The organism is Gemmobacter fulvus (assembly GCF_018798885.1).
In the GTDB taxonomy this organism is placed as follows: Bacteria; Pseudomonadota; Alphaproteobacteria; order Rhodobacterales; family Rhodobacteraceae; genus Gemmobacter; species Gemmobacter fulvus.
In genome coordinates, this window is the sequence record NZ_CP076363.1 from 77691 (window position 1) to 89804 (window position 12114).

10 protein-coding genes are annotated in these 12114 nt (G+C 63.9%); 9 read left to right on the forward strand and 1 reads right to left on the reverse strand.

Annotation, left to right across the window (positions count from 1 at the left end; all coding sequences use genetic code 11):
- Positions 1 to 59: 59 nt before the first annotated feature.
- From KM031_RS18880 to KM031_RS18895, 4 genes are all read left to right on the forward strand, one after another.
- Positions 60 to 1103: an NAD(P)-dependent alcohol dehydrogenase gene (locus KM031_RS18880; RefSeq protein ID WP_215505699.1), complete on the forward strand. Its 1044-nt coding sequence runs from the start codon at positions 60 to 62 to the stop codon at positions 1101 to 1103.
- Between the two features lie 168 nt (positions 1104 to 1271).
- Positions 1272 to 2306: an ABC transporter substrate-binding protein gene (locus KM031_RS18885; protein WP_215505700.1), complete on the forward strand. Its 1035-nt coding sequence runs from the start codon at positions 1272 to 1274 to the stop codon at positions 2304 to 2306.
- On the forward strand, positions 2303 to 3343 hold the full coding sequence (locus KM031_RS18890) for a FecCD family ABC transporter permease (protein ID WP_215505701.1): 1041 nt from the start codon (positions 2303 to 2305) through the stop codon (positions 3341 to 3343). The genes KM031_RS18885 and KM031_RS18890 overlap by 4 nt, the downstream gene beginning before the upstream one ends.
- On the forward strand, positions 3340 to 4101 hold the full coding sequence (locus KM031_RS18895; protein WP_215505702.1) for an ABC transporter ATP-binding protein: 762 nt from the start codon (positions 3340 to 3342) through the stop codon (positions 4099 to 4101). Before KM031_RS18890 ends, KM031_RS18895 begins: the two co-directional genes overlap by 4 nt.
- Before the next feature lie 106 nt (positions 4102 to 4207).
- On the opposite strand, the gene KM031_RS18900 is transcribed toward KM031_RS18895, so the two are convergent.
- Positions 4208 to 5566, reverse strand: coding sequence for a formimidoylglutamate deiminase (locus tag KM031_RS18900; RefSeq protein ID WP_215505703.1), 1359 nt, complete (start codon positions 5564 to 5566; stop codon positions 4208 to 4210).
- 97 nt (positions 5567 to 5663) lie between these two features.
- On the opposite strand from KM031_RS18900, the gene hutI reads away from it, so the two are divergent.
- The 5 genes from hutI (at position 5664) to KM031_RS18925 (ending at position 12112) form a co-directional block, all read left to right on the forward strand.
- Positions 5664 to 6860 carry an imidazolonepropionase gene (gene hutI / locus KM031_RS18905; protein WP_215505740.1) on the forward strand — a complete coding sequence of 399 codons (1197 nt, stop codon included), beginning with the start codon at positions 5664 to 5666 and terminating at the stop codon, positions 6858 to 6860.
- Positions 6857 to 8407, forward strand: coding sequence for a histidine ammonia-lyase (hutH, locus tag KM031_RS18910; protein ID WP_215505704.1), 1551 nt, complete (start codon positions 6857 to 6859; stop codon positions 8405 to 8407). Before hutI ends, hutH begins: the two co-directional genes overlap by 4 nt.
- Positions 8404 to 9210 (forward strand): N-formylglutamate deformylase, encoded by an 807-nt coding sequence (gene hutG, locus KM031_RS18915; protein WP_215505705.1) that lies wholly within the window; start codon positions 8404 to 8406, stop codon positions 9208 to 9210. The genes hutH and hutG overlap by 4 nt, the downstream gene beginning before the upstream one ends.
- A gap of 11 nt (positions 9211 to 9221) precedes the next feature.
- A complete protein-coding gene (gene hutU, locus KM031_RS18920) occupies positions 9222 to 10904 on the forward strand; it encodes a urocanate hydratase (protein WP_215505706.1) in 1683 nt (560 codons plus the stop codon).
- 77 nt (positions 10905 to 10981) lie between these two features.
- Positions 10982 to 12112 carry an S-(hydroxymethyl)glutathione dehydrogenase/class III alcohol dehydrogenase gene (locus KM031_RS18925; protein ID WP_215505707.1) on the forward strand — a complete coding sequence of 377 codons (1131 nt, stop codon included), beginning with the start codon at positions 10982 to 10984 and terminating at the stop codon, positions 12110 to 12112.
- The last annotated feature ends 2 nt before the right edge of the window (positions 12113 to 12114 follow it).

Here is a 12114-nt window from a genome sequence, read left to right on the forward strand (position 1 = left end):
GGGGCCGGGCATCGGCCCCCTTCCCATCGCAATCTCCGACAACCGCAAAGGAGTGCCCCATGAAGGCCGCGAGACTTTACGAATACGACCCCGCGATGAACGTGAAACTGCGCATCGAGGATATTCCCGCCCCGACGATCACCCGCCCGGATGAGGTGATTGTAAAGGTGGGGGCGGCGGGCCTGTGCCGCACCGATCTGCACATCATCGAAGGGGTGTGGCAGGGCATCATGGATCCGCATGGCGCGCTGCTGCCCTATGTGATGGGCCATGAAAATGCCGGCTGGGTCGAGGATGTGGGCAGCGCCGTCACCTCGGTGAAACCGGGCGATGCGGTGATCTGCCATCCGCTGCGCACCTGCGGCATCTGCCTGAACTGCCACCACGGCCACGACATGCACTGTGAACACAGCCAGTTTCCGGGCCTTGGCCTGAATGGTGGCTTTGCCGAGTATTTTCTGACCAACGAACGCTCGCTCATCAAGCTCAACACCAATATCGCGCCGCTGGATGTGGCCCCGATGGCGGATGCCGGGATCACCGCCTATCGCGCGGCGAAACGGGCGGCGAAGATGCTGCCCCCCGGCAGCTATTGCGCCGTGCTGGGTGTGGGCGGGCTGGGCCATATCGCGCTGCAGGTGCTGCGCGAAATGTCTGGCTGCCGCACCATCGCGATTGACCGCGAACCGGGCGCGCGGGTTCTGGCGAAAGAGCTGGGGGCCGATCATGTGCTGGATGGCGGGCCGAACCTGATCGAAGAGCTGAAGTCGATCACCGGCGGCGGCGCACATGTAGTGATTGATTTCGTGGGCGAACTGGGGGTGGAAAACATCTGCTGGCGTCTGCTGCGCAAGGGCGGCGAGGTGATCGTGGTCGGTTATGGCGGCACGATCGAAGTGCCGACGCTGGATCTGGTGGCCAATGAAATCAAGATCGGCGGCAGTCTGGTGGGCGATTACACCGAGTTGGTGGAACTGATGGAGCTGAACGCCGATGGCAAGGTGAAGATGCACTACACCCAGTACAAGTTGGATGACATCAACACCGCCATCGACGATTTCAAGAACCGCCGCTTCACCGGGCGCGGCGTGATCGTGCCCTGACTCCGGGGCCGGATCCCCGCCGTGCGCGAAGCGCGCGGCGGGGTGCTGCTTCAGGCTGATAGCAGCGGGGACGGGCGGGGTGATCATTTCCGACAAAAATACTCTTGATCTTGGTTGGGCCAATATCTAAGGGAACATGACGATTTTTGTCAGAAATGGAATGACCCCATGCGGACCAAAAGCCTCGCGGCGCTGATTGGCTTTGCCGCCACCCTTCTGTCCACTGCCGCGCTTGCAGAGCCGACAGTTTATCCCCTGACAATCGAAAATTGCGGCCAGCAGGTCACCTTCGCCAAGGCCCCGGAGCGCACGGTCGCCCTGGGCCATAACAGCGCCGAGATCCTGTTCCTGCTGGGGCTGGAGGACCGGATGGCAGCTACCGCCTTTTGGCCGAACAAGGCGCTGCCAGAGGTTGAGGCCGCGAACAGCAAGGTCGAAGTTCTGACGGTGGAATTTCCGACGCTGGAAGCGGTGCTGGCCAAACAGCCTGATTTCATCCCGGCAATGATCGTGACGCTGATGGGGCCGGACAGCAAGGTGGCCAAGCGCGAGGATTTCGAGAAGTTGGGCATCGCGACCTATCTCTCGCCGAGTGCCTGCACCACGGTGGCTGACACGCAGAATGCCAATGGCAGCAAGGCGACGAGCGTCTATGGCCTGCGCGAAAACCTCTGGACCATGGACCTGCTATATCAGGAAATCGACGATCTTGCGCGCATCTTTGACGTACAGGATCGCGGGCAGGCGCTGATTGCGGATTTCAAGCGGCGCGAGGCCAACCTGCGCGCCGAGTTTGCCAAGCGGGACGACCTGACCTTCCTGTTCTGGTTCTCGTCGCCATCGCCTGCCGATGACGCCTATCTGACCGGCGGCAATGGCCCCTCGGCCTATATTGCCGATCTCCTTGGCGGATCGAACGCGCTCAAGACCGAAGCAGAATGGCCGGCCCTTGGCTGGGAAGGCATCATGGCCACCAATCCGACGGTCATCGTCGCGGCGCAGGTCGACCGCAAGCGTTGGGGCCTCGACGAGGCCGAGAACAAGATCGACTTCCTCTCCACGGATCCGGCGGTCAGCCAGATGGAGGCGGTGAAATCGGGCCGGATCGCGGTGATCAGCGGGGCGGCGATGAACCCCTCGGTCCATACGATTTATGGCGCAGAACAATTGGCCAAACAGATCAAAGCGTTTGACCTGAAGTGAGCAGCGGCGTCGAAAAAGAGGCCGGGGCAGGGTGGCTTGCCCTGTTCCTCGGCCTCACGCTGATCGTTCTGGCCATCGTGGTCGCCGTGGCGGCGGCGATTGGCGACTATCGCATCGGGGTAGGCACGGTGTTTCTGGCCGTGACCAATGGGCTGGGCCTGACGACGGCGGACATCCCGCCGATCGAACAAAGCGTGGTCTGGGATCTGCGGCTGAGCCGGGCGCTGATTGCGGCGCTGGCGGGTGCCGGGTTGGCGATCAGTGGCGCGATTCTTCAGGCGTTGTTGCGCAACGCGCTGGCCGAACCCTTTGTGCTGGGCGTTTCGGCCGGGGCTTCGACCGGGGCGGTTGCGGTGATCGTGCTGGGCATTGGCGCAGGCAGCCTGTCCTTGTCGATGGGCGCCTTTGCCGGGGCGTTTGCTGCCTTTGCCATGGTGGCGCTGTTGTCAAACGGCGCGACCAGCGGGCCGAACCATACGATCCTTGCGGGGGTCGCGGCGTCGCAGCTGTTCAACGCGCTGACCTCTTATATCGTCACCACATCCGGCAATGCGCAGCAGGCCCGCGACGTGATGTTCTGGCTTCTGGGCAGTTTCGGCGGCGTGCGCTGGCCCGATTTTCAGCTGTTGCTGGTGGTTGTGTGCCTCGGCCTCTTGATCTGTCTGCTGATGGCGCGATCCCTTGATGCCTTTACCTTTGGCGATGAGGATGCCGCGTCGCTTGGCGTGCCGGTTGCGCGCATCCGGCTGATATTGTTCGGCGTTACCGCGATGATGACGGCAAACATCGTCAGCATGGTGGGCACCATCGGCTTTGTCGGCCTCGTGGTGCCTCATGCCGCGCGGTATATCGTGGGGCCGCTGCACCTGCGGCTTCTGCCCGCCTGTGCGGCAGTGGGGGCGGTGTTCCTTGTGCTGGCCGACATCGCCTCGCGTGTGGTGGCCGAACAGCAGACCATCCCCATCGGCGTCGTCACCGCAATGGTGGGCGTGCCGTTTTTCGCCATCATCCTTTACAGGGCGAGGCCGCAGACATGAGCGTATCCGCGCAGAATCTGGTCTGGGGGGTGCGGCGCAAGACGATTGTCGCCGATGTCTCGCTTGCGGTGGCCCCCGGAGAGACGCTGGGCCTGATCGGCCCGAATGGCTCTGGCAAATCCTCCTTGTTGCGGCTGCTGGCGGGGTTGAAACAACCGCAATCCGGGCGGGTTGAAATTCTGGGGCAAGACATTGCCCGCGTGCCGCGCCGCGCGCTGGCGCGGCAGGTGGCTTTCGTGCAGCAGAGTGCGGCGACCGACACCAATGTGTCGGTGCGCGATGTGGTCCGGCTGGGGCGGACGCCCCATCGTTCGGCGCTTTCCGGCTGGACGGCCACGGATGAGGCCGCCGTTTCCGCCGCGCTGGAACAGGTCGACATGACCGACCGCCGCACCCAGGCATGGCAAACCCTGTCGGGGGGCGAGCGGCAGCGGGTTCACATCGCCCGCGCCTTGGCACAATCGCCGCGCGTGATGTTTCTGGATGAACCGACAAACCATCTGGATATTCACCATCAGATCGAAATCCTGCGCATGGTGCGTGACCTTGATCTGACAAGCATTGTCGCGCTGCATGATCTGAACCTCGCCGCCATGTTCTGCGACCGGATCGTGGTGCTGCAAGCCGGGGCGGTGGTGGCCTGCGGCACGCCCGAAGCGGTGCTGACCCCCGGGCTTTTGCGCGAGGTGTTCCGAGTTGAGGCAGAGGTGAGCGCAGGCCGCTGTCCGGGCCAGCCGCATATCCGCTTCAAGGCGTGATGCGGCAGACGAAAGGCGCTGTCGCGCGGGTCTCGCGCAGAACTGCCCCCCTGATCCTGAGCTAAAAGGGGGCAGTTCTGGATGACGGGTGTCAGCTTCGGCCCGGTCACATCGCGTCGATCAGGCCTTTCACGGCTGTCCGCCAGCCCGCGATGATCTGCTCGCGGTGGATGTGGCGGCCCTGTTTCACCTGATGCCGGCCTGCTGACCACAGATCGGTGACCACAGTATCGGGGGCGGCAAAGGCCAGCCCGTCAAGAATGTGATCCGGGTGCAGGGCGCAAAGGCTCGGGTGCGACAGGTCAATCGCTGTCAGATCGGCGAGAGTGCCGACGGCTATCTGCCCGGCGTTGCGCCCCAAGGCCTGTGCGCCCCCGCGTGCCGCACCGACATAGAGGAATTGGCCGACCGATCCTTCAGCCGGAACCATGACGTTGCGGGCAATGTCGCGCAGGCGCTGGCTGTATTCCAGTGTGCGCAGCTCTTCGGTCAGGCTGATACGGACGTTGCTGTCGGACCCGATGCCGAAGGCGCCGTTGGCGGCCAGCCATTCCGGCCCGTTGAACGGGCCATCGCCCAGATTGGCCTCGGTGATCGGGCAAAGCCCTGCCACGGCCCCGCTTTTCGCCAGCGCTGCCGTTTCCTGCGCCGTCATATGCGTGGCATGGATCGGGCACCAATCTGCGCCAATGGGCGTATTGGCCAGCAACCATTCGACCGGCCGCGCCCCGAGCCATGCGCTCACATCGGCCACTTCCTTGGGCTGTTCGGCCACGTGAATGTGGATCGGGTTGCCTGCTGCCAATGGCAGGACGCGGGCCAGATCGGCAGGGCAGGTGGCGCGCAGGGAATGAGGCGCAATGCCCACGCGGGTATCGGCGGGCAGCGCAAGGGCCGCCGCGCGCGCGGCCTCCAGCAGCGCCGCAAAGCTATCGACGGTATTGCCGAACCGCAACTGGCCGGTGGAGAGCGGCTGCTGGCCCACACCGCCATAGCTGTAAAGAACGGGCAGATGCGTCAGGCCAATGCCGGTCAGGCTGGCGGCGGCAAAGATGCGGTTCGACAGTTCGGCGATATTTGCATAAGCGCCACCACCCGTCTGATGATGGACATAATGGAACTCGCCAACGGCAGCGAAGCCGGTTTCCTGCATCTCCATGAACACAAGGGCGGCAATCGCCTCCATCTGTTCCGGCGTCAGGCGGTCCATGAAGCGGTACATAAGGTCTCGCCAGGTCCAGAAACTGTCGCGGCCTGCGATGCGGTGTTCTGTCATGCCCGCCATAGCGCGCTGAAACGTGTGGCTGTGCAGGTTCGACAGGGCAGGAAGCAGTGCCGACACGCGCGTGTCGGTTGGTTGCGGGGCCGCCGCTTTGTCCACACCCGTGATGTGACCATCAGCAACCGAGATCCTGACCTGCTTTACCCATCCCTCAGGCAACAAGGCGAGTTCTGCAAAAATCATAATGAAGACTCCTTATGTGTAGACATAACCCTAATACTTGCATTAATAACGACTCGGCAACACCTTTTATGGAGCATGCGCCTTGCAGCACTCTACCGTGGTCCTGACGAACCTTCGTGCAGCAACCCTGCAGCCCGGCACAGATCCTTATGGGTTGATCGAGGATGCAGCCCTTGTGCTGGTCGGGGACAAGATCGCCTGGGTCGGGCCGCTGGCCGCGCTGCCGGGTGACTATGGTGATCTGACCGCGCAGGACATGGGCGGGCGTCTGGTCACGCCCGCGCTGATTGATTGCCACACCCATGTCGTTCACGGCGGCAATCGCGCGACAGAGTTCGAGATGCGCCTGCAAGGGGCAAGCTATGAGGCCGTCGCAAGGGCAGGGGGCGGCATTGTTTCGACCGTCAAGGCGACCCGCAACGCCTCGGAAGATGAGCTGGTCTGGGCGGCACTGGCCTTTGTCGATGCGATGATCGCCGAAGGCGTGGCGGTGATTGAAATCAAGTCGGGCTATGGTCTGGAGCGGGACACCGAACTGCGGATGCTGCGCGCGGCGCGGCGGATCGGCCAGATGCGCCCGGTTCTGGTGCGGACCAGTTTCCTCGCCGCCCATGCCGTGCCGGTGGAATATCAGGGCCGCGCGGATGCCTATATCGACGAGGTGTGCATCCCCACGCTGCATGTCGCCCATGCCGAAGGGCTGGTCGATGCGGTCGACGGGTTTTGTGAGGGCATCGCCTTTTCCCCGACGCAGATCGAGCGTGTGTTCCAGGCTGCCCAGACGCTTGGCCTGCCGGTCAAACTTCATGCCGAGCAACTGTCCAACCTTGGCGGCGCGGCGCTGGCTGCGCGCTTCGGGGCCTTGTCTGCCGATCATCTGGAATATCTGGATGAAGCCGGAGTGGCCGCAATGGCCGCCGCCGGAACTGTTGCGGTCATTCTACCCGGCGCGTTTTACACGCTGCGCGAAACCGCAATGCCGCCCATCGACCTGCTGCGCCAATATGCCGTGCCGATGGCAGTGGCGACAGATATGAACCCCGGCTCTTCCCCGATGGCCTCGCTGTTGCTCGCGATGAACATGGCCTGCACCCTGTTCCGCATGACCCCGGCCGAGGCCCTGGCCGGGGCGACGATCCACGCCGCCCGCGCTTTGGGTCTGACGGATCGTGGCACGCTGGCGACAGGGCAGGCCGCAGACCTTGCCATCTGGAACTGCGGGCACCCGGCCGAACTGGCCTATCGTATCGGCTTTAACCCCCTTCATCAGCGCATTCAGGGAGGCGTCCTGTGACCGCCGCACACCACACTCTTGTCCTGACCCCTGGTCAGACCACGCTGGATCAGCTTGCCCGCATTTACCGCGAGGAAATGTCGGTCACACTTGATCGCAGTGCAAAGCCGGGAATTGAAGCCGCCGCCGCGGCAATCAAGGCCGCGGCCGCCGGGGATATTCCGGTCTATGGCGTGAATACCGGCTTTGGCAAACTCGCGTCCTTGCGTATCGCCCCGGATGACACGGCCACATTGCAGCGCAATCTGATCCTGTCGCATTGCTGTGGGGTCGGCGAAGCCATCCCGCGCCGCCACGCCCGTCTGCTGATGGTGCTGAAACTGCTCAGCTTTGGTCGCGGTGCTTCGGGCGTGCGCTGGGAGTTCGTCGAGTTGATCGAGGCGATGCTGGCGCGCGGCGTCACGCCGATCGTGCCTGCGCAGGGCTCGGTCGGGGCCTCGGGGGATCTGGCACCGCTGTCGCATATGACGGCTGTGATCATCGGCGAAGGCGAGGCCGAGTATCAGGGCCGGGTGATGCCGGGGGGCGAGGCGCTGGCCGCCGCAGGCCTGTCGCCCGTCGCCCTTGGTCCGAAAGAGGGGCTGGCCTTCATCAATGGCACGCAATTCTCCACCGCCTTCGCGCTGGCAGGCCTGTTCGACGGCTGGAATGCCGCGCAATCGGCCCTGGTAACCTCGGCGCTGTCGACCGACGCGATCATGGGGTCCACCGCCCCGTTGCAGCCTGAAATCCACAGCCTGCGCGGCCATGCAGGGCAGATCGAGGCCGCAGGTTTCATGCGCGCGCTGCTGAACGGCTCCGAAATCCGGGAAAGCCATATTGATGGCGACGCGCGGGTACAGGATCCCTATTGCATCCGCTGCCAGCCGCAGGTCACCGGGGCGGCGATGGATGTGCTGCGTCAGGCCGCCCGCACGCTGGAGATCGAGGCGAACGCCGCCACCGACAACCCGCTGGTGTTGAGCGAGGCTGGATTGATCGTTTCGGGCGGCAATTTCCATGCCGAACCCGTGGGCTTTGCCGCCGACATGATCGCGCTGGCCCTGGCCGAGATCGGTGCCATCGCCCAGCGGCGCGTGGCCCTGATGGTTGATCCGGTGCTGTCGTTCAACCTGCCGGCCTTCCTGACCCCGCGCCCCGGCCTGAACTCTGGCCTGATGATTGCCGAAGTCACCACGGCGGCACTTATGTCGGAAAACAAACACATCGCCATGCCCTGTGTGACCGACAGCACGCCCACGTCGGCCAATCAGGAAGATCACGTGAGCATGGCTGCGCATGGTGCTGTGCGCTTGGGCAAGATGGTGCAGAACCTGAATGTGATCCTTGGCGTCGAGGCGATCTGCGCCGCCCAAGGCATTGATTTCCGAGCACCGCTGCACACCAGCAGCCCGTTGCAGGGCGTTGTCGCGCGTCTGCGGCAAGACGTGGCGACGATGGGCGATGATCGGTATATGGCCCCCGATCTGGCGGCGGCGGCGGCTCTGATCGGCAGCGGTGCGCTTGCACAGGCCAGCGGCCTTGCCCTGCCAGAGCTTTCGGCATGACACCCGTCAGCATCACGCAAGGCGACAGCCCGGTCATTCTGGGCCTGCCGCATGGAGGCACCTTCGTGCCTGACGCGATGCTGGCGCGGCTGAATGACCGTGGCACCGCCCTGTCAGACACGGATTGGCACATCGCGCAGCTGTATCAGGGTCTGTTGCCCGGTGTCACGACGGTGGCAGCGACGTTTCATCGCTATGTCATCGACGCCAACCGCGACCCGGCGGGGGTTTCGCTTTATCCCGGTGCCAATACCACGTCGCTCTGCCCGACCACCGATTTCGACGGGATCGACATCTGGCTGGACGGGCAGGCACCAGGCCCGGATGAGGTTGCCGAGCGCCGGGCGCATTACCACACGCCCTATCACGACGCTCTGGCGGCCGAGGTCGCGCGGGTGAAAGCCCGGCATGGTGTGGCGATCGTCTATGATTGCCACTCGATCCGCTCGACCATTCCTTTCCTGTTTGACGGGGTGCTGCCGGTCTTTTCTATCGGCACCAATGACGGGCAGACCTGTGCGCCGCAGGTGACGGAGGTGGTCTCGGCCCCCTGTGCTGCGTCCTCCCGGTTCGACTCGGTGGTGAACGGACGCTTCAAGGGCGGCTGGACCACCCGCCACTATGGTCAGCCCGCCAACGGCGTTCATGCCATTCAAATGGAGCTGGCCCAACGTGCCTATCTCGCTGCCGAGGCGGCACCCTGGACCTATGCCGCCCAGACCGCCGCACCCCTGCGCGCGGTTCTGGCGCAAATTCTGCAATCTCTTGATACGCTTGCCCGTTCGGGCGTGCTCAACCGCTGAAGGAGCCCCACATGCTTGACCGTAAGAACAGCCGCGACATTTACCCTGCGACCGGGACGGAGATCACGGCGAAAAGCTGGCAGACCGAAGCCGCGATGCGGATGCTGATGAACAACCTGCATCCCGATGTTGCCGAAAACCCGCATGAGCTGGTGGTTTACGGCGGTATCGGCCGCGCCGCGCGCAGCTGGGGTGATTTTGACCGGATCGTCGCCACGCTGAAGGATCTTGAGGAGGACGAGACCCTTCTGGTGCAATCGGGCCGCCCGGTCGCCGTTGTGCGCACGCACAAGGATGCGCCGCGTGTGCTGATCGCGAACTCGAACCTCGTGCCGCATTGGGCGACCTGGGATCATTTCAACGAGCTCGATAAGAAGGGCCTGATGATGTATGGCCAGATGACCGCAGGGTCCTGGATCTACATCGGCACCCAAGGCATCGTGCAGGGCACTTATGAAACCTTTGCCGAGGCGGGCCGTCAGCATTACGGCGGGTCGCTGAAGGGCAAATGGATCCTGACCGGCGGTCTGGGTGGCATGGGCGGCGCGCAGCCGCTGGCCGCGGTGATGGCCGGGGCCTGCTGTCTGGCGGTGGAATGCGACGAGACCCGCATCGATTTCCGCCTGCGTACCCGCTATGTCGACGCCAAGGCCAAGACCCTGGACGAGGCGCTGGCGATGATCGCGGACTGGACCGCGAAGGGCGAGGCAAAATCGGTCGGGCTGCTGGGCAATGCCGCCGATATCTTCCCGGAAATCGTGGCGCGGATGAAGGCGGGCGGCCCGCGCCCCGACATCGTGACCGACCAGACCTCGGCTCATGATCCGCTGCACGGTTATCTGCCGCAGGGCTGGACGGTTTCGGAATGGCGCGCCAAACAGGAGAGCGATCCGAAAGCCGTGGAGACGGCGGCCCGGGCGAGCATGAAGACCCATGTCGCGGCGATGGTTGATTTCTGGAACGCGGGTGTGCCGACGCTGGATTACGGCAACAACATCCGCCAGGTGGCGCAGGAAGAAGGGCTGGAAAACGCCTTCGCCTTCCCCGGTTTCGTGCCCGCCTATATCCGCCCGCTGTTCTGCCAGGGCATTGGTCCGTTCCGCTGGGTGGCGCTGTCGGGCGACCCGGAAGACATCTACAAGACCGATGCGGCGATGAAGAAGCTGTTCCCCGAGAACACGCATCTGCACAATTGGCTGGACATGGCGCAGGATCGGATCGCGTTCCAGGGCCTGCCCGCCCGCATCTGCTGGATCGGGCTGGGGGATCGGCACCGCGCCGGTCTGATGTTCAACGAGATGGTGAAGAACGGCGAGTTGAAAGCGCCGATCGTGATCGGGCGTGATCACCTCGACAGCGGCTCCGTCGCCTCGCCCAACCGCGAGACCGAGGCGATGAAGGACGGGTCGGACGCCGTGTCCGACTGGCCGCTGCTGAACGCGCTGGTCAACACCGCCTCGGGCGCGACCTGGGTGTCGATCCACCATGGCGGCGGCGTGGGCATGGGCTTCTCGCAGCATTCCGGCGTGGTGATCGTGGCCGACGGCACCGATGACGCGGCCAAACGGCTGGAACGCGTGCTGTGGAACGACCCAGCCTCGGGCGTCTGGCGCCACGCCGACGCAGGCTATGACATCGCCATCGACTGCGCCAAAGCCCGCGGCCTCCGCTTGCCGACCATTCTGGGCAACTGAGCGCGGCCTCGGCCCCCTTCCTTCAAGGCAGCCAGACGACCCTCTGGCTGCCTCCCCCCTATTGAAAGGATCCGCCCATGCGTACCCGCGCCGCAGTCGCCGTCGCCGCAGGCAAACCGTTGGAGATCATGGAGGTGAACCTTGCCGATCCGAAAGAGGGCGAAGTCCTCGTCGAGATCAAGGCAACGGGCATCTGCCATACGGATGAATTCACCCTGTCGGGTGCCGACCCCGAGGGGCTGTTTCCGGCGATCCTCGGGCATGAGGGGGCAGGCGTCGTCATCGCCTGTGGGCCCGGTGTCACCACGCTGAAACCCGGCGATCACGTCATTCCGCTTTATACCCCGGAATGTCGGCAATGCCCGAGCTGCCTGAGCCAGAAGACCAACCTCTGCACCTCGATCCGCGCCACGCAGGGGCAGGGCCTGATGCCTGATGGCACCAGCCGGTTTTCCATGCTCGATGGCACGCCGATCCATCATTACATGGGCTGTTCCACCTTCGCCAACCACACGGTTGTGCCGGAAATCGCGCTGGCGAAGGTGCGGGAAGACGCGCCTTTCGACAAGATCTGCTACATCGGCTGTGGTGTGACCACCGGGATCGGTGCCGTGCTGAACACCGCCAAGGTGGAGATCGGTGCGAAGGCCGTGGTCTTTGGTCTGGGCGGTATCGGCCTGAACGTCATTCAGGGCCTGCGTATGGCCGGGGCTGACATGATCATCGGCGTTGATCTGAACAACGACAAGAAGCCCTGGGGCGAGAAGTTCGGGATGACCCACTTCATCAATCCCAAAGAAATCGAAGGATCTGTGGTTCAGGCCATTGTGGAGATGACCAAGACCCCGTTCGACCAGATCGGCGGCGCGGATTACTCGTTCGACTGCACCGGCAACGTCAAGGTGATGCGCGACGCGCTGGAATGCACCCATCGCGGCTGGGGTGTGTCGGTGGTGATTGGCGTGGCCCCGGCAGGGGCCGAGATCCAGACCCGACCGTTTCAGCTGGTGACGGGCCGGGTGTGGAAAGGCACGGCCTTTGGTGGCGCGCGCGGCCGCACCGATGTGCCGAAGATTGTTGACTGGTACATGGACGGCAAGATCGAGATCGATTCGATGATCACCCATACTCTGAAGCTGGAGGACATCAACAAGGGCTTCGATCTGATGCACGCGGGCGAAAGCATCCGCGCTGTCGTCGTGTTCTGAGG

Bases quoted from the DNA above. Each gene is read 5' to 3' on its own strand.
- hutU (WP_215505706.1), top strand. From the start codon at position 9,222: ATGCTTGACCGTAAGAACAGCCGCGACATTTACCCTGCGACCGGGACG.
- hutG (WP_215505705.1), top strand. From the start codon at position 8,404: ATGACACCCGTCAGCATCACGCAAGGCGACAGCCCGGTCATTCTGGGC.
- KM031_RS18900 (WP_215505703.1), bottom strand. From the start codon at position 5,566: ATGATTTTTGCAGAACTCGCCTTGTTGCCTGAGGGATGGGTAAAGCAG.
- KM031_RS18885 (WP_215505700.1), top strand. From the start codon at position 1,272: ATGCGGACCAAAAGCCTCGCGGCGCTGATTGGCTTTGCCGCCACCCTT.
- KM031_RS18895 (WP_215505702.1), top strand. From the start codon at position 3,340: ATGAGCGTATCCGCGCAGAATCTGGTCTGGGGGGTGCGGCGCAAGACG.
- KM031_RS18880 (WP_215505699.1), top strand. From the start codon at position 60: ATGAAGGCCGCGAGACTTTACGAATACGACCCCGCGATGAACGTGAAA.
- KM031_RS18925 (WP_215505707.1), top strand. From the start codon at position 10,982: ATGCGTACCCGCGCCGCAGTCGCCGTCGCCGCAGGCAAACCGTTGGAG.